At 39.1% G+C, this 21,881-nt stretch carries 19 protein-coding genes; 8 read left to right on the top strand and 11 right to left on the bottom strand.

Going from position 1 to position 21,881, the window contains the following annotated elements:
* Positions 1–138: 138 nt before the first annotated feature.
* Together B9A52_RS03885 and B9A52_RS03880 are read left to right on the top strand one after the other, a co-directional pair.
* A complete protein-coding gene (locus B9A52_RS03885; protein WP_231955468.1) occupies positions 139–1,983 on the top strand; it encodes a tetratricopeptide repeat-containing sensor histidine kinase in 1,845 nt (614 codons plus the stop codon).
* On the top strand, positions 1,980–2,714 hold the full coding sequence (locus B9A52_RS03880) for a response regulator (protein ID WP_084119075.1): 735 nt from the start codon (positions 1,980–1,982) through the stop codon (positions 2,712–2,714). Before B9A52_RS03885 ends, B9A52_RS03880 begins: the two co-directional genes overlap by 4 nt.
* Positions 2,715–2,728: 14 nt before the next feature.
* Here B9A52_RS03880 and B9A52_RS03875 read toward each other — a convergent pair whose 3' ends face one another.
* From B9A52_RS03875 to B9A52_RS03860, 4 genes are all read right to left on the bottom strand, one after another.
* A complete protein-coding gene (locus B9A52_RS03875; protein ID WP_084119074.1) occupies positions 2,729–3,490 on the bottom strand; it encodes an SDR family NAD(P)-dependent oxidoreductase in 762 nt (253 codons plus the stop codon).
* Between the two features lie 6 nt (positions 3,491–3,496).
* Complete coding sequence (locus tag B9A52_RS03870) at positions 3,497–4,069, bottom strand: nucleotidyl transferase AbiEii/AbiGii toxin family protein (RefSeq protein ID WP_172805160.1); 573 nt, start codon at positions 4,067–4,069, stop codon at positions 3,497–3,499.
* 8 nt (positions 4,070–4,077) lie between these two features.
* On the bottom strand, positions 4,078–4,380 hold the full coding sequence (locus tag B9A52_RS03865; protein ID WP_084119072.1) for a DUF6922 domain-containing protein: 303 nt from the start codon (positions 4,378–4,380) through the stop codon (positions 4,078–4,080).
* 210 nt (positions 4,381–4,590) lie between these two features.
* Positions 4,591–5,991, bottom strand: coding sequence for a DUF4403 family protein (locus B9A52_RS03860; RefSeq protein WP_231955464.1), 1,401 nt, complete (start codon positions 5,989–5,991; stop codon positions 4,591–4,593).
* A gap of 276 nt (positions 5,992–6,267) precedes the next feature.
* Here B9A52_RS03860 and ytxJ point away from each other — a divergent pair, with 276 nt between their 5' ends.
* Entirely contained in the window at positions 6,268–6,609 is a 342-nt protein-coding gene (gene ytxJ, locus B9A52_RS03855; RefSeq protein WP_084119071.1) for a bacillithiol system redox-active protein YtxJ, read from the top strand.
* A 212-nt stretch (positions 6,610–6,821) separates the two neighbouring features.
* Here ytxJ and B9A52_RS03850 read toward each other — a convergent pair whose 3' ends face one another.
* Complete coding sequence (locus B9A52_RS03850; RefSeq protein WP_084119070.1) at positions 6,822–7,511, bottom strand: lysoplasmalogenase; 690 nt, start codon at positions 7,509–7,511, stop codon at positions 6,822–6,824.
* A 358-nt stretch (positions 7,512–7,869) separates the two neighbouring features.
* Between B9A52_RS03850 and B9A52_RS03845 the strand changes: the two genes are divergently transcribed.
* The 4 genes from B9A52_RS03845 (at position 7,870) to B9A52_RS03830 (ending at position 14,914) form a co-directional block, all read left to right on the top strand.
* On the top strand, positions 7,870–11,112 hold the full coding sequence (locus tag B9A52_RS03845) for a TonB-dependent receptor (protein WP_084119069.1): 3,243 nt from the start codon (positions 7,870–7,872) through the stop codon (positions 11,110–11,112).
* A gap of 108 nt (positions 11,113–11,220) precedes the next feature.
* Positions 11,221–12,693: a calcineurin-like phosphoesterase C-terminal domain-containing protein gene (locus tag B9A52_RS03840; RefSeq protein ID WP_084119068.1), complete on the top strand. Its 1,473-nt coding sequence runs from the start codon at positions 11,221–11,223 to the stop codon at positions 12,691–12,693.
* Positions 12,694–12,731: 38 nt separating this feature from the next.
* Entirely contained in the window at positions 12,732–14,201 is a 1,470-nt protein-coding gene (locus B9A52_RS03835; protein WP_084119067.1) for a pyruvate kinase, read from the top strand.
* A 164-nt stretch (positions 14,202–14,365) separates the two neighbouring features.
* Positions 14,366–14,914 carry a hypothetical protein gene (locus B9A52_RS03830; RefSeq protein ID WP_157370061.1) on the top strand — a complete coding sequence of 183 codons (549 nt, stop codon included), beginning with the start codon at positions 14,366–14,368 and terminating at the stop codon, positions 14,912–14,914.
* On the opposite strand, the gene B9A52_RS03825 is transcribed toward B9A52_RS03830, so the two are convergent.
* The 4 genes from B9A52_RS03825 to B9A52_RS03810 all read right to left on the bottom strand — a co-directional run bounded on the left by B9A52_RS03825 (position 14,905) and on the right by B9A52_RS03810 (position 19,634).
* Positions 14,905–15,672 carry a polyphosphate kinase 2 family protein gene (locus B9A52_RS03825; RefSeq protein ID WP_084119065.1) on the bottom strand — a complete coding sequence of 256 codons (768 nt, stop codon included), beginning with the start codon at positions 15,670–15,672 and terminating at the stop codon, positions 14,905–14,907. The genes B9A52_RS03830 and B9A52_RS03825 overlap by 10 nt on opposite strands.
* A 4-nt stretch (positions 15,673–15,676) precedes the next feature.
* A complete protein-coding gene (ppk2, locus tag B9A52_RS03820) occupies positions 15,677–16,522 on the bottom strand; it encodes a polyphosphate kinase 2 (protein WP_084119064.1) in 846 nt (281 codons plus the stop codon).
* Positions 16,523–16,628: 106 nt separating this feature from the next.
* Complete coding sequence (locus tag B9A52_RS03815; protein ID WP_084119063.1) at positions 16,629–17,342, bottom strand: carbonic anhydrase; 714 nt, start codon at positions 17,340–17,342, stop codon at positions 16,629–16,631.
* Positions 17,343–17,459: 117 nt separating this feature from the next.
* Positions 17,460–19,634, bottom strand: a complete 2,175-nt coding sequence (locus B9A52_RS03810) for an alpha-amylase family protein (RefSeq protein WP_084119062.1) — start codon at positions 19,632–19,634, stop codon at positions 17,460–17,462.
* Between the two features lie 286 nt (positions 19,635–19,920).
* Between B9A52_RS03810 and B9A52_RS03805 the strand changes: the two genes are divergently transcribed.
* On the top strand, positions 19,921–20,538 hold the full coding sequence (locus B9A52_RS03805) for an arsenate reductase/protein-tyrosine-phosphatase family protein (RefSeq protein ID WP_084119061.1): 618 nt from the start codon (positions 19,921–19,923) through the stop codon (positions 20,536–20,538).
* On the opposite strand, the gene B9A52_RS03800 is transcribed toward B9A52_RS03805, so the two are convergent.
* Together B9A52_RS03800 and modB are read right to left on the bottom strand one after the other, a co-directional pair.
* On the bottom strand, positions 20,535–21,203 hold the full coding sequence (locus B9A52_RS03800; RefSeq protein ID WP_084119060.1) for an ABC transporter ATP-binding protein: 669 nt from the start codon (positions 21,201–21,203) through the stop codon (positions 20,535–20,537). The two genes, B9A52_RS03805 and B9A52_RS03800, sit on opposite strands and share 4 nt — an antisense overlap.
* Positions 21,200–21,874, bottom strand: coding sequence for a molybdate ABC transporter permease subunit (gene modB, locus B9A52_RS03795; RefSeq protein ID WP_172805292.1), 675 nt, complete (start codon positions 21,872–21,874; stop codon positions 21,200–21,202). The genes B9A52_RS03800 and modB overlap by 4 nt, the downstream gene beginning before the upstream one ends.
* Positions 21,875–21,881: the final 7 nt, after the last annotated feature.

Genomic DNA, 21,881 nt, shown 5'->3' with positions numbered 1-21,881 from the left:
AAATTGATTTTCAAAGGCTTTTTATTCTATATTTATGGCATGAAGAGGTTTTTACTGTTTTTTTTATTTTTAATTCATTCTAATCTTAATGCCCAAATATTCGACTCTAATGGAAAATTTAATTATTTAAGGATTTTTGTGGATACAGATGATTTCGAAGCAGATTACTTAGATAATTTAGAAAGTTCCTTAGAACATATTTATCAGGACAGTTTGCGTTTTATGATCATCAATGACCTGGGTTATTATTACCATACCAGAAACCTTCATAAATCACTGGAAATCATCAATAGGGGTTTGGAAGAAGTCCGAGAGGCAGAGAATAATATTTGGGAGGGAAGAATGCAGGTTTCCCAAGGTGCTATCTTATTGAGGTTGGAAGATCTTGATTACGCAGAACTCGTACTCCTAAGTGCTCAGGAAAAAATGCCCGAAAAGGAATCATGGTTGCTATTGACCAATCTAGGATATGTTTATGAGCGAAGAGGGGATTTGAGCAAAGCCTTTGAATATGCAACGCAAACATTACAGTTGGGGGAAAAATATAAAGATAAAAAAGCCATGGCTATGGCCTATTCTGATATGAGTAACCTGTTTTGGAAACAGGGCAGATTTGATAAAGGAGTTGAATATGGCTTGAAGTCTCTAGCGCTGTTTGAGCAAAGGGGATTGCTTGACCTTGATTTTGATTTTACTTTGCATGTTTTGGGAAATAATCTGGTTGAGCTCAAAAGATATGAAGAAGCATTGCTATACTTTCAAAGATCAGCCATTATAGGAGAAAAATATGGTTTCTATAATAATCTTAGCGACACCTATATAGCTCTTTCAGCATTGTATAATCAAATTGGTGATTTTGAAAATGCCGAAGAGTCAGGCAAGGAAGCCCTTAAATATGCGGAATTGTTGGAAAATGATTTTATGGTGGTGCGGTCCCTGCTTTGTCTTGGAAAGATGAAAAATGAACAAAAAGATTTCGAATCCGCCAAATTATATTTAGAAAGAAGTATTCGGACTGCAACTGATGATTTTGGAGATATATACTATTTGGGTAGGATTTATCAGGAATTGAGTAAGGCTTATGAAGGAACTAACAATATCAATAAATCCTTGGAAGCCCATAAAAAATTTCATGAACTAACCCAACAGGTTTTCAATTCAGAGGCCGACCAAAGAATCGCCCAACTGCAGACTGAAATGGAAGTAAACCAAAAAGAGAATACCATTTCTTTGCAAATGGAAAAATTAAAACAGCAGGCAACGATACAGGTTTTTACCCTTATTTTGACTGGTCTGATGATTTTTTTCCTGTTTTTCCTTTATAGGGTATTTATCAGAAGAAAGAAGTATAGTTTGCTTTTGGAAAAACAGAATAAGGAAAAAGAGTTTTTATTAAAGGAAATCCACCATAGGGTAAAAAATAATCTGGAGACCATTTCGAGCCTCCTTTCTCTTCAAACAGCACAAATCAACAACCAAGAGCTTCAAAATATCATGATTGAAAGCCAAAACAGGGTACAGAGTATGGGAATGATCCACCAAAACCTGTATCAGGGGGAAAATATGACGGCTATTGAAATGAAGCAGTACTTTCGAAATCTGGCAAAATATGTCATTGATTCATTTGATGCAACAGAAAGGGTTACATTTGACTGTGCTATGGATTCCTTGGAACTTGATGTGGACAGGGCAATACCGATAGGTTTGATCGTCAATGAATTGATAACCAATTCACTGAAATACGCCTTTCCTCACAATAGTCAAGGGAAAATTACAATAACCTTTTCAGAAACCGATTCTCATTTGCTTTTGAAAGTATGCGATAACGGGGTGGGTTTTGATAAGGATAAAGGAATAAAAGGAACTGGATTTGGATCGCAACTTGTGGATTTATTGACCAAACAATTAGACGGAAATATGACTTTGATTACAACTAAAGGAACAGAAGTTTTTTTTGAATTTCAAATAGGAAAAGCAGCATGAGTGATAGCATAAGAATATTGATAGTGGAAGATGATATGATCATCGCGGCAAATATTTCTTTGCAGCTAACCAAATTAGGTTATGAAGTGACAGGCATCGAGTCAAGAGGAGAGGATGCCATCAACCACGCCAAAGAAAACCATCCGGATATCATCCTGATGGATATCAACCTGAAAGGAAAAATTGACGGAATTGATACAGCCAAATCGATTCAAAAAATTTTTGATATTCCAATTATCTACCTTACTGCAAATGTTGATGAGGCCTCATTCCAAAAAGCCAAAGAAACCCATCCCTATGCTTTTATTTCCAAACCATTCAATAAACTAAATCTGGAAAGGACTATTGCTCTTGTGGTTGAAAAAATAACAGAGGAAAATATAGAAAAGAAAAGTGGGGATGCAATGGTAGAAACTTTGGAAGACAGGATTTTTATCCGAAGCCAAAATAAGCTGATCAAGGTCATGCTCGATGAGATACTTTATATAGAAGCTGAAAGAAACTATTGTAACATCATCACCTTAGATCAAAATTTCACCATAGTCAGTCCTTTAAATACTTTTTGTGAAAAAATGGTCAGTAAAGACTTCTTGAGGGTGCATCGTTCTTTTGTGGTAAATATCAAAAAACTGGATGCAGTGGCTGATTCTCATTTGGAAATCAACAGAAAAGTGATTCCGATCAGCAGGATGTTTAAAGAAGATTTGATGAATAGTATAAGGAGGATATGATAAGTCCTTATTGCTTATCCTCCAGCTAAAATACCGCCATCAATGGTAAAGGCACTTCCTGTAATCCAGGAAGCATCATCTGACACCAGAAACAAAACCAATTTGGCAATATCCTCAGGCTCACCAAGTCTTTTGAGCAAAGTAGCTTTTCCGGCATTTTCAACCGCTTTGACGGGATCCGGAAAAGCGATCGCTGAATCATGAATGAAAGGCGTATCCACCGGTCCCGGACAAATAGCATTGATGCGTACTTTTGGGCCATAATCCACAGCCACTTGTTTGGCCAGGGCAACTAAAGCGGCTTTGGAGGCACAATAAGCAGGATGGTTTGGAAAGGATTTGAAAGCTGCTATTGAAGCATTCCCCACAACTGAAGCAGAAGGTCTTTTCAACATTTCAGGAAGGGCATATTTAAGTAAAAAGAATACAGCATCCACATTGGTGCGGAAAGTCCTGTCCCAAATATAAGGATCCAATGAGGTGACAGGTGCAAGACCCAACATCCCGGCATTGGTAACTACACCGTCTAAGCCTCCAAAAGTGGCTAGGGCGAGATCTACCAATTGCTTGTTGTATTCAATATCGCCTACATCTCCTGGCAAAAATTTTGAAACCTGCCCCTTATCCAGCAATTCAGCCATTAATGCATTTCCTCTTTTCTGATCTCTTCCGCTCAGAATGAGATTGGCACCTTCATTAGCCAATTCAATGGCTATGGCTTTACCCATACCACTTGTGGCACCGGTAATGATTAATGTTTGGTTTTGGAGTTTCATGAATTTTTAAATTAAAAAATCCCTTACTTTTTTTTCAATGGATTTCTTGACCTTTTTCCATGTTTGCCCTTTGAGAGAGACAGGATCCTCGCTTTCTTCTGCATCGCCGAAATAAATCAATGCCTGTGGGACAGAAATCAGTAAATTTTGTCTTTGATATTTCTCTTTGTGAAACTGTATAAAATCAGCGACTGAATAGTGTTGCAACAATTCAGAAATATCCCAAAAATCTTTTTTTTTGCCTCTGCCCAAGATGGCCTGCACTTTCATGGCTATAATGTCTTCTGTGGAAAAGAATCTGATTCCTTCGATCTCCTGAATAGGCTTAATCATTGGGAATGGGTGTTTGATGAGGTCTATTTTTACCTCCTCAATAAATGAAAATATTCCGATTTTCGGGTTACTGTTTCTTACTTTAAACTCTTGACCAAAAAAATCTATCAGACAGTCTTCAATGAGTGAATTTTCAAATGATTGACAATTGAATAAATCCAAATCCACTGAAATTCGATGTCCATATTTCAATGACAAGGCTGTTCCTCCGACTAAATGAAAATCCTTTAATTCCGGGATTTTCATTAGCATTTTCAATATGGAAAAAGTTCCGGGTTCGACTGTCTCAATTTGTAACATCTGAATTCTGTGATGGGTTTATCAATTACTGCCGCGGCTAAATACATGGTCATTTCGGGTAAAAATTTAGCATTAAGCAGTGCTTTCGAAATTTTCTCATCTCCATAATACCTTCTGCAATTCCGGATATCCTGCACATCGCCCCGTTCAAATACCCGCTCTATCACGAAATTGGCTTTTGCATCATAGTCAAGTTTCTCAAAATCCACATCCCAAAAAATCCTCTTTTCAAAAACCGGCTTTTCCTTTTTTTCCATATCCTTTCAATTTCAATTCCAAGTTACAAAGACAAGATCAATCCATTAATCTTTTGACCATATATTATTGTTGGAATTATGGTATCGAATCTATATACATAAACTGAATGCAATGTTGCCAATACCATTCAAAACAATAGGGAATAAGGCTAAGCACTTCAATTCCGGTTACATCGGTCATCGGTCATCGGTCTTCCTACCCATTTTAGCCTACTTCAAATCCTTCAATTGCACATCCATTTTTCCCTGACTTCTGATAAACACCCTGATGTCCTCAGCCGTGCTGTATATTCCTTCCACATCCAAACTGGGGTTCAACACCTTAAAATTTGCAAAATCAGTTTCAAAATATCCATGCTCTGCCATTTCATTTTGGGCATTGTTCAGCAGTTCACCAATTGGTAATACCGCTATTTTCTTGATCTGTCTTTGGATTTTGCCCTTTCTGAATCTAATGCCCAGATCGGAAAAAAAGTCTCCTGTTTTCACATCAAACTGCGGTTCTTCAAAAATCAGGGATTCTGAGTTTTTGTCAAATACAGGTTTCCCGGCAAAATACATTTTACCTTCCACATCTTTCTTCCCGTCCCTTACAGCTTTGAAATCCATACTCAAGAGGGTTTTGTCACCGTATTTTTGGGTTTTCAGATTGGAAGGAAAAATAAGTGTGGTATTGTTTGTGCGGATTTGCTGACCTGAAAAAGTTGTATTGAGGTATTCATCCAGATCATTGTAAGAAATAGTCAAAGGTAGCACCAGGTCAATCTGGTTTTCTTTGCTCTCATTGACACTGATATTCGGGAGGTCTTTTTTTACGATGTTAGGCTTTGATCCGAGCTTGGAAAACATTTCACCTTCCAAACCCAAATACAGGATAAGTTCTTGGTCAGGGGTGATCTCTTCTTTGACCATAATCTTGTCAGGTACGGAATAAAAATGCGCCGTAATTCCATTCTGTTCCACGGTGTAAGGATCAGAAAAAGCATCCCAAGTCTCTTGTGCCATGTGCTTAAAGTCAAGTTGGCTCAGGTTTGCGGCCTTAAGCTGGTTGTCCAATACTTTTTGTAACTGGTTTCTGACCAAGGGATCCAGGTCAATTTCGAAGCCCAACAGGTTGTATTTCATGGACCTTCCCCAACTGTTGATCTGAAGGTTCTGGATATTCAAGTCCCAGTTTTGACCAATCACAGGGATAAAGCTGATTTCTGGGCTTAGGTTTTCGTTAAATGGAAAATTGGTAGAGAGGTTTTGCCCAAAAACCTTTTTCTCTATTTTCAGGTCACCGATGATATTCATGGGTACCTTGACATTGATGGTATTGTTTTCCGATCCTCTCAAAGAAATCTTTCCGGTTCTGGTCACATCCAAATCAGCAGATAAACCACCTCCAAGAGGCAACCCTTTGTCTGCAAACAATTTGCTGCTCCAGTCCTTGTTCAAATTATCCTCCAGATAACTGAGAGGAATGACAATTGGAATGTTGACAGTAGAGCGGGAACTGGGCAACTCTAACATCGTTGCAGCTGGCGGCCTGTCCGGTTTGATACTTTTACAGGATGTATGAAGTAGAATAGTGAATATGAATAGAAGTTTGATGCTTTGGAATTTCATAAATTATTGGTTGTGTAATGTCATTTGCCATTGAGGGCAAATAAACCTCAAGCTTAAGCCCAACTGCAAGAAGTATACCTTCTTTAAAGGAACGAGATATTCCAAAGAGCAATATTACAGCAAATCGAGCATGTCACAAACGATACACACTAGAATGATTGTAACAAATGCGAGATTCCATATGGCCACTGAAAGACAAATTACAATCATGTGAAAGGAACTATTTTAGCTCCAAAATTATTGATTGACTGATCAGGATTAAGAAATATTAAGAATATGAATTGGGAAAGAATAGAAAATGTCAGTCAACTGGAAGCATTGAAAAAGGAAAGCCAAGATAAGCCTGTGCTGATTTTCAAACATTCAAGTAGGTGTTCTATCAGCAGTATGGCGTTTGATAGGCTGAACCGGAATTGGAAGGAGGCGGATTTTGAAAAGGTTTCACCTTACTTTTTGGATCTGATCAGCTATCGTGATATTTCCAACAAAATTGCCCAGGAATTCGGAGTCTACCATCAATCTCCACAGGTCATCCTGATCAAAAATGGGAAAGCAGTCTATGACAACAGTCATATGGGGATCAGCTATAGGGATATTATGAGTATGGTAGAAGGATGAGGGAGAAAATGGGTACAAAGTACTAAGAACAAAGTACAAAGATGTGGAAGGGTTTAGAAAAAGGCTTAATTCATAGTGAGGTAATTCCGTTATCCGAAGCCTGTGGCTTCGGATCATTGAGTTCTGAGCCTCTGGCTCATATTTTTTGGAGCTAAAAGCTCCGGACTCAGGGGTCCGAAGGTACAACCTTCGGACAACGGGAAAACGGGAACTCAGTTGGTTTTCCTAAAATGCGCCACAATTCCCATAACAATCAATAATTGGGCAACAACATATGTTCCCATAACCAGGACTCCAGATTCGGGAAAGGGTTTGAAAAACATATTGATGGCCAAGATGCCATCAGAAACCATAAATAACATCGCTCCTAAAAATACCTGCCAAAAACTGGCCGGTATTGTTTTTTGATATCTTTCCCTTGCCGTTGTTGCCATCATCACAATCACAATAAGGTAAATCACCACAGGTACTTTCATGGTTCCCAATCCCGGATTGATCAGAAAATAAACAAATGCTGCAAGGATATAAATGGGAAGGTTTACAAAAAACAATCGGATAAAATTCACCTGTCCGACCGCAAATGGGTTGGTTTGGCTGATTTTGAATCCGATAATATAACAGATGTGGGCCATCAGAAAGGCGCCAAGTCCGTAAAGGAATAAATTGGGGAAGATTAAGAGTATGTCTCCCATCCATGAGAAAATCAGGGCAGCACTGATACTTTTTCTCAAAAGCGATCCCTTTATTTCGATACTGTTAAAATAAAAATAGATCCATAAAGTGATGAGGATAAGTGGTTTGCTATAAATTCTTAATTCAGATTTTCCATTGGCAGTAAAAAAAATATCCAACATGCTGACCAGCAAAAATAAATAAAGCCAAAGTATATTTTTCTTTTTCATTAAATGACACCTTTTTGTTTTTAAATATAAATAGTTTAAATACTAATTGATGGTTTTTTGCCCAAAAAGGCTCTTAACATTTATTTAAAGATTTCTTAACATATCTGGATTAGGGAAAACTTAATTTTATAAAACTGGCAAATAAAATACATCTATAACGGTTGAAATGCAAAAAACAGGGTAAAAATAAAATTTCCTTCTTATTTCAATGTTAAGGAATTGTTAAGTAAACTTGTGAATAAATGTTAAAACTTAACAATTACTAAAAAAAAAACTTGTATTACTCGGCTACATTTGTACCACCAAACAAAATGAATTTCTTAAAGTTAATTTCAATATTCAAACTAAAACAAAAATTATGAGGCAATCATTACTAAAGAGTCTTTTTGCAATAATGATGCTTGTGTTTGTCACAGGTACGGCTTATTCGCAAGGGGTAACGACTTCCAGTATGTCTGGTAGGGTAATTGACAGCAACGGGGAAACGCTTCCCGGGGCGAATGTAGTGGCTACACACACTCCTTCAGGAACAAGGTATGGTGCAGTAACCAATATTGATGGTAGATTCACTATCCCAGGTATGCGGGTAGGTGGTCCTTACAAAGTAACAGTTTCATTTATTGGCTATGAATCTCAATCAGTTGAGGGAATAAACCTTAGCTTAGGTGTTACGGCCAACGTTAATGTTACCATGAGAGAAGACGGCGAGGAATTGTCAGAAATCCTGGTAACTGCCGAAAGAAGTGCTGTTTTCAGTTCAGAAAGAACTGGTGCTGCAACAGCAATCAGCAACGAAACTATCAATAGGCTACCAACAGTATCAAGGTCAATAAATGACTTTACCAGATTGACTCCCCAAGCAAGTGGCAATTCATTTGCAGGTCAGGATTCAAGGTTAAACAATATTACAGTTGACGGTTCTTATTTCAACAACTCTTTTGGATTAGGTGACCAGCCAGGTGCAAGAACAGGTGTTACTCCGATTTCCTTGGATGCCATAGACCAGGTTACTGTAAATGTTGCTCCTTATGATGTAAAGCAAGCCAACTTTACTGGAGCAGGTATCAATGCTGTAACAAGAAGCGGAACAAATGATTTCAAAGGCTCTGCATATTATTTCTGGAGAGGAAGTGACAACGTAGGCACTAGAGCAGGTGAAAACACTTTTGATCCGGGAGAATTCAAGTACAGACAAATAGGTTTTAGAGTAGGTGGACCAATTATCAAAGACAAATTGTTCTTTTTCGCCAATTTTGAAGACGAGAAAACAACTGAACCAGGAACAACTTTCAGAGCCAATAATGGAGGAGAAGCTGTAGGAGGTAATGTTACGAGGGTCTTGGCATCTGATTTGAACCAGTTAAGTAGTTTTCTTAGAAATAACTTCGGTTATGAAACCGGTCCATATCAAGGCTATGACCACAGTACTGATGCAACTAAGTTCTTGGTCAAATTTGATTACAACATCAATGATAAGAATAAGTTGAGTGTCAGGTACAATCATCTGGATTCCAGAACAGATGTTCTAGCTTCAAATTCATCTTCCCTTGGATTCGGTTCAAGAAGGTCAAACTTGAATGCGTTGAACTTCCAAAATACCAACTATGCCATTCTTGAAAACATCAGATCTATCATTGGTGAATTGAATACCAGAATCAGTTCGAATATGACTAATAATTTGATTGTTGGTTATACTTATCAGGATGAAAGCAGGGATACAAGAGGACAATTCTTCCCATTGGTAGATATTAGACAAGATGGTGCAACTTACACCTCATTTGGATTTGAGCCATTTACACCTAGTAACGAATTGAGGTACAGTACTTTCCAATTACAGAACAATCTTCAGATTTTCAAAGGAAAACATACAATTACCGCAGGTGTTAACTTAGAAAGATATTCTTATGAAAATGTGTTCTTCCCAGGTTCCCAATCAGCTTATGTTTATAATTCATTAGATGATTTCTATGCTGATGCCAATGCTTACCTAGACGGTACTACATCAGGAGTCTCTGTTGAGAGATTTCAGGTAAGATGGTCAAATATCCCGGGACAGAGCAAGCCTATACAGCCCACTAAAGTTACCTATGCAGGTATATATGGACAAGACGAAATCCAGGTCAACAAAGATTTCAATGTGACAGTTGGTCTGAGAATTGACGTTCCATTTTTTGCCAACACAGGTTTCAGAAACCAAGAGGTGGAAGGACTTAATTTCGTAGATCCTGCAGGCAATACCAGAAGGTTTAGAACAGATGAATTGCCAGGAGCCAATATTTTGTGGTCTCCAAGAGTTGGTTTCAATTATGACCTAAGCCAAGGAGCAAAAACTACTCAGTTAAGAGGTGGGTCAGGAATATTTACCGGTAGACCTATATTTGTTTGGATTTCCAATCAAATAGGTAATAATGGTATACTTACAGGTTTTGAAAGAATAGATCGAACTACAGAAAGACCATTTAATCCGGATCCAGATCATTACAAACCAACCAATGTTACAGGAGATCCAGCTGATCGATATGAATTGGCTTTAACTGAACCTGACTTTAAATTTCCTCAAATTTGGAGATCAAACATTGCAATTGACCAGCAACTTCCATTAGGAATCATTGCAACGGCTGAATTTATTTACAATAAAGATGTCAATGGAATTGCTTATTATAACGCTAATCTTTCCGCTCCAAATACAGCTTATTCAGGACCTGATCCAAGACCAAGATGGACAGCTGGTAATAGAATAAATGGCAACATTGATAATGCGGTAACTTTATCCAATCAAGCTATCGGAAATTCATGGGTAGGGTCATTCTCCCTAGAAAAGCCATTTAAGAATGGGTTCTTTGCCAAAGCAGCTTATAGTTATGGTGAAGCAAGGAATACAATTGATCCGGGATCCATTGCATTTGGTTCATGGAATAACAACCAACATTCAGGAGATCCAAATAATCCAACTTTAGGTTTTTCAAACGGATTTATGGGTCATAATCTTTTTGCATCTGTAAGTTACACAAAGGATATCTTTGAATTCGGAACTACTTCTTTCTCTATTTTCTGGAGTGGTCGTACTATTGGAAACGCCAGTTATGTATATAATGGAGATTATAATGGAGATGGTGGATTTTCAAATGATTTGATCTATATCCATGCAAATACAAATGAAATGAACTTCCAGGAGTTTACTTCAGGAGGCGTAACGTTTACCGCTGTCGATCAAGCTGCTGCTTGGGAAGCATACATCCGACAGGATGAATATCTTAGTGCCAACAGAGGCAAAGTAGCTGAAAGAGGTGGCGTGGTATTACCTATGGTTTATAGAGCAGATTTCAGTGCTTCTCAAACTTTAAGAACCACGACAAAAGGACAGAGTCTTGAGTTCAGAGTTGATATCCTTAATGTTGGTAACTTGTTGAACAGTGATTGGGGAGTTGGCCAGCAAATGTTTAACAACAGACCACTTGTAGCTAGAGGTGCTGATGCTAATGGAGTGCCTACCTACAGAATGGCTGTTCAAGGCGGAGAATTACTTTCTAGGTCATTCAACCCAACTGCTTTTACTTCTGATGTTTGGAGATTACAGTGGGGTCTAAGATTCACATTCTAATTAATTAACAACGAGTTTGTTTATAAAAAAAGCCCTCAAGAAATTGGGGGCTTTTTTTTATGGTTTTGCGATAGCCACCAACTATCTTTAGCTCAAGCAGCATCAGCAATGTCAGAATTTTCAAGACGGGATTTTATTAAGACTTCTTCCCTGATACTTACCGGAGTCGGTATCTATCCTCTAACCTCTTTTGCAAGGTTATCAAAAAATGGCAATCCTAATTTTGTAGAAGTAAAAGGTCAGGTTAAATCTGCTGGAAAGGGAATTCCGGGGGTGAGTATTTCTGATGGGAAATATGTGTACCGGACTGACAATAAAGGTAAATTTGAATTTTTGACCAATAGACCCTTTGTTTTCATTTCTTATCCTTCAGGATATCAGTTTGACCTGTTAGAAAACGGCTCTGTGAATTTTTTCAGAAAACTTGATTTTGTCCAAAAGACCAATCAATTGCTTTTTGACCTTCAACCTGCCAAAAACTCAGATAAAAACCATCACTTTCTAGTTATTGCTGATCCTCAAGTTCAGACAGATGAGGAAGCAGATATGTTTGTTTCGGAATCCTGTGGGGACCTTAAGCGTAGGAATATGGACCTGGAAGATTCCAATATATTCGGGATTGGTTGTGGTGACCTGGTTTTCGATAACTTCGATCTTTTCGAAAGATACAATGAAGGGATCAAGTCCACGGGGATTCCGTTTTTTCAGGTTTTGGGTAATCATGATATTGACTTGTCAGCAAGATCTAATGAGGTCAGTCAAAGACCCTATATTGATCAGTTTGGTCCTCCTTATTATTCCTTTAATAGGGGAGAAACCCATTATATTGTTTTATCTGATGTGTTTTTCTTAGGCAACAGACAATATTATGGCTATTTGGATGAGGTTCAGCTTTCTTGGTTGAAAGAAGATTTGGCGAATATCCCAAAAGTACAACCTTTGGTAATATTCCTTCATATCCCCACTTTTTCCCATGTGGTGGAATACAATCCTGGGAGAGATATCAACAAAGAGTCAATGGTCAACCGTGATGCTTTAAATCAAATCCTTGAAGGATATAAAGTCCATCTGATCTCCGGTCATGTGCATTGGAATGAAAACAGGGTAATTGAAAATATATTTGAGCACAATACCGGTGCAATCAGCGGTGCCTGGTGGTCAGGGGATATCTGCTATGATGGCACGCCTAAAGGATATGGCATATATCAGTCAGATGGCGGGGCTATTTCCTGGAAATATAAAAGTATTGGTAAAGACCTGGATTTTCAGTTTAGGGCCTACCCAAAGGGAGCACATCCCGAATTTCCGAATTCCTATTGTATCAATATCTGGAATTGGGATCCCGAATGGAAAGTGTTTTGGTATGAAAACGGGATTAAGGCAGGGGAACCTATAAGGGAAATTGCAACTGACCCAATGGCCATGGAAATCTATGCACCAAATAAACCCAAAAAACAACCCTGGATCACTCCACAAAAAAATGGCCATATGTTTTTCTTTCAACCCATTGATCCGGAGGCAAAAATAAAAATTGAGGTAATTGACCGATTCGGTAATATTTACTCAGATACAATTGTGTAAATTAAGGCCTAATTAGGACTTAAGAAAGTGGGTGTTTTATGGCGAACAAATCTTCGATTGATAGTATTAAAGAGGAACTTTTAATTCTTGAAACCAAAATGGCCACCGAAGTGGGACTGAGGCTGAATATGCTGAGAGGTCTCCATTCGGAACAATTTGAATCCGGAAAAAACCTGATAGAATACCTGACCTTGCGAAAGGAAGACCTCCGTAGTCTTCAAGATGACCTGCATGTGCATGGTTTATCTTCTTTGGCAAGTTCTGAAAGCCATATGCACCGACAGGTTCAGGCAATTTTGGAAAGATTGGGCAAAAGTTATACCGAAGAGGAATTGGATATGTGCACTTATTCTTTTAGTAAAAAAAGAATCAAGGACAAAAGTCAGCAGCTTTTTGGGAAACAGCTTTTGGAAGACATCCCTTCGCTGATGGTCACCTTCGATTCAGGATTTGCGGATAATTATGCACTGGTCAAGTCTCTTTTGTTGAGTGGAATGAACGTAGCAAGAATCAATTGTGCCCATGATGATGAAGCTACCTGGTCCAAAATGATCCATAAGATCAAAAAAGCCAGTAAACAAACAGGTCTGGACTGTAAGGTTTATATGGATCTCGCCGGCCCAAAAATCAGAACCAAACTTCTCGGCAAAGGTAAAGAAGAGGGTGAAATTAAAGTCAAAGACGGGACCATGATTTGGCTGGCTGATGATGCTAAAGGGTTTGATGCAGAGGAAGTAGTTATCAGCCCAAATGAACCCGGGATTATATCCATGCTCCAAAAAGGGGATAGGGTTTTTATTGATGACGGAAAATTCGGAGGTATTGTAGAAAAAGTCAAAAAAAATAAAGTTGGCGTACGTATCAACAGGGTTTCTTCGAAAAAGGGATTGATAAAAAATGAAAAGGGCATCAACTTCCCGGATACCATATTGAAAATTCCCTCCATGACGGCATTTGACAGATCATGTTTGCCCTTTATCTGTAAACATGCGGACCTTTTAGGATATTCTTTTGTCAAAACAGTAGAAGACATCAGCATTTTGAGGGAGACAATAAAAGAGTTAGGAGTTAAGAACCCATCATTGATCATAAAGATTGAAACCCATGAAGCGGTAGAAAATTTGCCTTCCTTATTATTGGAAGGGATGAAACACCGTGGATTTGGGGTAATGATCGCAAGAGGAGATTTGGCAGTGGAGATAGGATTTGAAAGGACCGGTGAAATACAGGAGGAAATCTTATGGATTTGTGAAGCTGCCCATGTGCCCGTGGTATGGGCAACACAGGTTTTGGAAAGTCTCAACAAATCGGGCATGGCAACCCGATCCGAAATTACCGATGCGGGACAGTCCGCCAACGCGGAATGTGTCATGATCAATAAGGGGGAGCATACACTCGAAGTCATTGCGACCCTGAAAAACATTTTGAAACGTACCGCTTCACATAGAATCAAAAAGCGATTCAGGTTCAGGTCCTTGAAGATTGCAGAGAAATTTATGGCTGGTTGATTGCGATCTTTAAGTTGGCTAGTGTTTTAATTGTCCCTTTAGGGACAAAATATAGGGAAAAACGGGTCAAATTGAGATGGCTGATTTTGATATAGTCCTTCTTTGGATTTTGCTATCCTTGAATGGCTGCCGTTCTGAAAAAAATAAATTGTATTAGTATTTACATGAAAAGCACATTTATTGTCTTTCTTTTCCTCGCTTTGTCAGCTTTTGGTGTCATGCGGTATCATCAATACCAATTTGAGAAATCCAGTCAGCTCAAATTCGACGTAATGAAATTCGAGTTGCCGGGTTCAAAGGAGAACCTTGACAAATTGATTTTAGATTGGTCATCACCGGAAAGCAAAGAGTTTGTGTTGAACCAACTCAGATTGGATTACTTCTTTATGTCGACTTTATTTCCTGCGATTTTGATGGGTTGTCTTTTGGTGAGGAGAAGGTTGCAGGAAAAAGCCGTCAATTCAAATAACACTTCAAAATATGGGGTTCTAAGTTCTCTTCTCCTCGGAATGGCATTTATGCAGCTGTTTGCATGGCTCTTTGATATTTCTGAAAATATCAGGTTGACCATTTGGATCAAACAAGGTTATGCAGGGGATATGTCACTTTTTGAAACCTTGGTAAAATTGAAGTTTTTATTTGCAATTTTGGGCGTATTGCTATCTCTGGGGTTGTTTGTATGGTTGAGGGTAAAGCGGAATAATCATTCATAAGGAAAAGCCTTCAAAATATGATTAGCTGCCTGAATCATTTCCTCTTCTCTCTTGTCTTCGGTAATCTCGACCCAAGGGGCATAATCCGTACTTGTATTGGCAAACATTTTTTCTTTGTAGGATTTGTATTCACCCCAAAGTTCCTGGGACTGTTCATCAAAAGGTGTCATTTTCCATTTGGTCAATGGACTTAATTTGATGTTTTTAATTCTTTTGGCCTGTTCTTTTTTGCTGATTGAAAAATAGAATTTGATCAAATGCACGCCTGATTCCACCAACATTTTTTCAAACTCATTGACCTGCCCCATAAAAAGCTCATACTCTTGCTGACTGCACAATCCATGCACGGGTTCAATGGTTGCCCTGTTGTACCAGCTTCTGTCCCAAAGCACCATTTCTCCGGGCTGAGGGAGTTTTTCCACGAATTTTTTGAAATACCATTCACCGGATACTCCCTCACTTCGGTGGGGGAGATTGACTTCGACCCTGTAATGTCTTGGATTGTTATGTGAAAGGATTTTACGGATGATTCCACTTTTCTCGGAAGAGTCTCCACCATGAAATAGCACCACCAATTTTTTGTTATTCGCGATCAACCAAAGTTGCATTTTCACCAATTCTACCTGTATTTCCCTTAGTTTCAATTCATACCTGGCCCGGTAAAGCGCTTTTTCCAGGTCAATTTTCTTATTTTCCAGCAGGTGTTTGATCCCGATTTTCGAGTTCAATATCTCCAAATCTTCTTTAGTCAGTTCCATAGGTTCAAAGGTCAAAATGTTTTGGTTTACGGAAGTAGGGAAAGAGTACATTCGGGTCGGTCAGCAAGTTGGCTTTGGTAGATCCCTTTCCTTTGTAATCAAACTGGGAGAGAACATACCGAAGGCTTTCCAACCTTGCTGTTTCTTTCTCAACCGTATCGACAATGATCCAAGGGCAATATGCTGTGTGGGTTCTGGTAAACATCCGTTCTTTGTATTTGGTGTTTTCATCCCACAGTTCCTGTCCTTTTTTGTCTACAGGACTGAATTTCCATTCCTTGAGTGGATTGGATAACCTGCCGTCAAATCGCTTTTGCTGTTCATCTTTGGATATGTCAAACCAAAACTTGATCACTTTGATGCCGTCCTCATGGAGCATATGTTCAAAATTGGGGACCTGAGCCATAAAGGTCTTGTATTGTTCCGGAGTACAAAATCCCATGACAGGTTCAACCACCGCTCTATTGTACCAACTACGGTCAAAAAACTTGATTTCGCCCCTGTTTGGAAGCACCTCAATATAGCGTTGAAAATACCATTGACCCCGCTCAATGTCTGTGGGCTTGGTCAAGGCGACAACCCCAGAGGTGTGAGGATTGAGGTGTTCAACAAAGCGCTTGATAGAACCCCCTTTGCCGGCAGCATCCCTTCCTTCAAAAATCACTGCCACCCTCAATTGTTTTTTTTCAATGTGTTGTTGTAGCAATGCCAGTTCTGTTTGGAGAAGTTTTAACTCCTCTTCATAGGCTGCCCTGGCCAATCCTTTTTTGAGTTTGATTTTTTTTGCTTTTGCTAAAGCAACCAGTTCTTTTCTGGTTTTAATGTCAGTTAATTCATCAGCTGTAAACATAAAAATCCGTTGTGTAAATCGTATTACTAAATTTTACCATTTAGTTCGATATAAACAAGACTTCTCCGGCATTTGTCCACATGCCTCAAAATAAATGGGTAAAGTTTCAATCTTCTTTCAATACCCTTACTTTTCCGGTTTCCATGTCATAGATAGCGCCTACAATTTTTAATTTTTTCTCGGCAACTAAAGAATCTACATGAGGGAGGGAATTTTTGAGGGCATGGATTCCGTGAAGGACATTCGCTTCAACCGCTTTTTCAAAGAAATTTGGGATATCCCTGGGTAAGGATTTTTCCTCTTCTTCTGCATCTATAAAATCAATTATTTTCTGGACATAATCAGAATAGATATGAGAATGGTCATGGTCATGGTCCACAAATGCGCCGATTGCCCCGCAATTGGTATGGCCTAAAATTATTATCAATGGAACTTCCAAATACTCGATAGCGTATTCCAAACTTCCTATTTCATGATCTCCAACTATATTGCCTGCATTTCTGATTACAAACAGGTCTCCAAGTCCTTGGTCAAAAATCAACTCGGGCGGAACCCTGGAATCCGAACAACTGACTATCGCCGCTACTGGATGCTGGCCTTTGTTTAATTCTCTGAGCCTTTCCAATGTTTGGTCCGGGTGAATGGGATGATCTTCGGCGAATCTTTCATTTCCATCCATCAAAAAGTCCAAGAGTTGTTCTTTTGGAATATCTTCTGTATGTGGTACTTTTTCAATATTGTTATATCCAAACAAGAGCAGAACAATTCCAATTGGAAGTAACCATATCAACTTGGTATATTCTTTTGTCAGCCGTATCATTTCTGAATAATTCTTTGTCCCGAAGGCAAATCTCGGATTTTCAAAAAAATCAAGCTGTGAGTAAGGTCACTTAAAGCAGAAGAATATTTGGGTGCTTTAAATGATTAAATTTGAAAATTATTCTAGAATCAACCAGGTGAAGCCATCAGCAGGAATATTAATTTTGATGGAAAGGTTTTGATTTTGCTTTATGGGATATTTTTTTGATTCATTTCCCTCAATACTGACATTGACTTTGTCTTGAAGTCCTGTATAATAAAGCGGTATTTCAAGTTCTTTTTCCATATTCTCGTTTGTTGGATTGAAAAGCATGACCAAGGCTTTTTCTTTCCCTTTGGGGTCCACGTGCATCCATCCATCCCAATCCCTTCCATCTGCCCTTCTTAATCGAATGATGTCCGCATTCAAGATTTCCCGGTAATTTTTGTACCAATCGATCACTTCGATGACCATTGCTTTTGTTTCTTCGGTGTCGTATAATCTTGGACCCCGATAGCAGGCCTGCACTCCAGCCCCATAATATTGCATCATCAATTGCCTATAATCGTCCAAATGTTCGTTTAAGGGCTCCAATACCGCCTCTTTTCCTCCCCCCTGATAGACCGTCAGTGGAACAAATCCCCAGCCCATAGAAGGTGTTTTTTCCCAAGTGCCGTCATGGATGTTTTGTCTGTTGAGGATTTTTTGCTGGGCTCTTGGCAGGGAAAAATTGACCTCTCTGTAGCCTAAGGCTATTTTATGGGTGCCATCCAAAAAATACCAATCAGGGGCATTGATATAAATCCCACGGGCATTCATCCACTGATACAGATCTTTTTGGAGCTGAAACTGTACCCATTGGGAATCATGAAGCCCTTCATGTCCAGGATGAACATTGGAAGCGCAGACATCTCCCGGATAGGGACCATCATTTTCAAAAATGTCAAAGCCTGTTTTCTCAAAGAAATATTTGAGCTTGTCCAGGTAATCCAAACCCCACTGACTTGCTAAGCAAGGTGCATTTCCAAAAAATGCCCCACCGGGTTTTCCGGTAATCCTGCTGATAACATCGTGTTCGGGACTGATGGTTCTGGAACTGAACAAGGAATACCCTCCGATTTTTATACCTCTTTCATGGGCATAATCCGCCAATTCCTTCCACCTTTGGATGTTTGCATCAGAATTGTCTTCCATATTGATATGGCTGCCAAAACTCAGAATTAGAGCTTCATAGCCCGTATCCACACATTGGTCGATAGCGGTTCTGACTTCCTCATCATTTTTGCTTACCAAATGCATGAAGATAGGATTCTGCAAAACCCAAGGGGCAATGGCACGGTACATCTTCCTTCTAGCCAATCCATTTCTTTCCCGGTCATAACTGTCCAAAACCAATTCATAGGTTCTGATGGATTTGAAATTTTCTTTTGGGTGCAATGTTATTCCAATACCTTCTTCAGCATAAACTTCCATAATACTGGGAGTAAGCAGGTTGTAATTTACCTGTGAAGTATAATCAGGGTCGGGTTTCCAATGTGTGGCCTGACTGCTGAGTTCAGCATGCATGGCATTGTTGAAAGCAAAATTGTTTTCAATATACAGCTGATGTTGTTTTTTCATTTTTTCAGTACTGCCGACGACTGCAGATTCCTCCTCCACCAATCCCAATACCTCATTGACTACCTGATTGATTTCAATAGGTCTGCTGGAAAAATTTTCCATCGTCAGGTACTTGGCAATCAGCGGTAAGTCATCGTAAATCTCATAATGGATTTTCAACAAAAGGCCTTGAAAAGCAGGATGTGAATACTGAAAGGTTACTTTTTTTCCTGTAGCATCTTTTTGATGACTTGTCCAAAAGTTTGTTTTCGTTGGGAAATGCGGGGTAATTTCAGTGACGACCATTGATTCATATTGGAAATCCTCATTAGAGGCTTCTAAGTCTTTCAACCAGTCTTTTTTGAAATATGCTCTTTCTTTTTGGCCATGTAGCCCTCCGACCCTGTAGGTTTTTCCATCCAAGGTTACTTTCGCTTCAGGCATAACTGTCCGAAGCAATTGGGTGTCGGTCATCAAATTGGTAAAGTCAAAGCAAACTGCGTTGGGGCCTAAATAGAAAGTTCTTTGGACCAATCCGTTGCTGATCTGGATTTCTTTGTCATTAATAATTTTTACTTCTGCCTTCCGGGATTGGCCGTCCACCAGCCAATCATTCGTTTCATTTTGAGGAATATTGCAGGAGTTGAAAAGGAGTAGTAAAGTAAATGATAAAGCAAATGAAAGATAAAATGGAATTTTGAAATTAGATTTCATTGGTCAAAAGGGCTATGTTTTGGACTTAATACAAAAAGGCGCAATTGTATAAAGTTAACCAAATATTAACATTGCTCTATACTTAAAGAAATTTATTATCTCGTAATATTGCGATGAATATATGGGGCTAGTCAAAAAATTTGTGCTCTATTAGGAAAAAATCAAATCTCTCTCTTGTCTTAATTTAATTTGGGGCTGTTCTCCGGGAAAAAGTGCCGAAACAAATGTAAATTCGGTCCCCAAAAATAATATCCCTGCCATATCCACCAACCTCAAAATCTCAGCCATGTATCCCCAACTCAACCAATATATCGAAGGTATTCAATCAGAAATGGATAAAATTCCTGCGGACCGAAAAAGAGAACTTCAAAAACTGGCCCTTCATATTGAGACCAAAAAAAAATCAGGTGAAGCTGCAAATCTGGTATTTATCTGTACACATAACAGTAGACGAAGTCATATGAGTCAATTATGGGCGGCAACTGCTGCAGAATATTATGGCGTTTCGGACAATATCTTTACTTTTTCGGGTGGTACGGAAACCACAGCTTTCAACCCTAGGGCAGTTGCTGCCATGGAGCGGGCAGGATTTTCAGTTGAAAATCCCGGAGGGGACAATCCTCATTATCAGGTGAGGTTCTCTGACAATGGACCAAAGATGGCGTGTTTCTCAAAAGTATATGATGAGGGATATAATCCACAGGAAAATTTTGTAGCCATCATGACCTGTTCGGAAGCAGATAAAAATTGTCCGTTTATTCCTGGTGCCTCTCTTAGGTGCCCTATCAAATATGATGATCCAAAGGAATTTGACGGAACTCCTCAGGAACAAAAGGCCTATGACGAAAGATGCCGTCAGATTGCCGCAGAGATGTTTTTCCTGATGTCTAAAGTAAAAGCTTAAAAAACCTCCTCAACCTTTCCTTCATTTACAATCTTGCCATTTTCAATTACAAGCACCCTGTCGGACATTTTCTTGACCTCATGGTAGTCATGGGATACTAAAATGGTCGTCAGTCCAAAACGCTTATGAAAAGCAAGAATATCATCCTGTAATTTATTTCTCATAGCGGTATCCAAGGCAGAGAGCGGTTCGTCCAATAAAAGTATAGCAGGTTTTCGAACCATTGCCCTAGCCAGAGCAACTCTTTGCTTTTGTCCTCCCGAAAGTAAATTGGGTTTGGTATCCCTAAGATTTTTAAGACCTATGGTTTCCAACAATTCTTCAATCATGTCCTCCGGATTTCCTTTGGGTAAGGCAAACTTAAGGTTTTCGTAAACCGTCATATTGGGAAAAAGGGAATATTCCTGAAAAACCAGGCCTATGGGACGCTCTTGAGTCCGGAGATGCATCTTTTGCTGACTGTCAAACCAGCTGACTCCATCCACTAAAATGCTTCCATTATCAGGTTTCATCAAACCAGCAATCATCCGGATAATGCTCGTTTTCCCTGCGCCGGATGGGCCATACAAAGTCACTAATTCATTGGTTTGAACGGTAAATTTGACCTGCAATTGTATTAATCCATCAGCTCCGAATAATTTTTTATGAAGGTCCAGTTCGATCATAGGAGTTTGATGTTTTTGCGTTGTTGGTAATTGAAAAAGTAAACAAACGACAGAATCAAAAATGAGAATACCAAAAGGATAAGGGAATAGTGATTGGCCAGGCTGTAATTCATGGCCTCCACTTCATCATAGATACTGATGGACACGACTTGTGTGATTCCGGGGATGTTACCTCCAACCATCAGTACGACTCCGAATTCTCCAATGGTATGGGCAAAAGTCAGGATACATGCTGAAAGAATAGCTGCGGACATATTGGGCAAAATGACTTTCCGTAAAGTAATCCACCTGCTTTTTCCTAAGGAATAAGCAGCTTCAACCAATGAAAATGGAACCGATCGGAATCCTGATTGTAAAGGTTGAATCATGAAGGGCAAACTGTAAAATACCGATGCCACTACTAATCCTTCAAAAGTGAAAACCAACCTCAGGTCAAAGTATTTTTCAAGCCAAGAACCGAAACCATTTTCAGGACTTAAAGCCAATAAGAGATAAAATCCCAATACTGTAGGCGGAAGTACAAGAGGCAATGCCACTAATGCTTCCAAAAATATTTTATATTTCTTTGGATTGAAAGCCAACCAATAGGCTATAGGAATTCCTATCAAAAAAAGAATTATAGTAGTCACCAAGGCCAGTTTTAAGGATAAAATAAATGGTCCATAATCCATCATATGC

This window comes from Aquiflexum balticum DSM 16537, assembly GCF_900176595.1.
Classification (GTDB): Bacteria; Bacteroidota; Bacteroidia; order Cytophagales; family Cyclobacteriaceae; genus Aquiflexum; species Aquiflexum balticum.
This window is presented reverse-complemented; position numbering and strand designations above follow the sequence as displayed.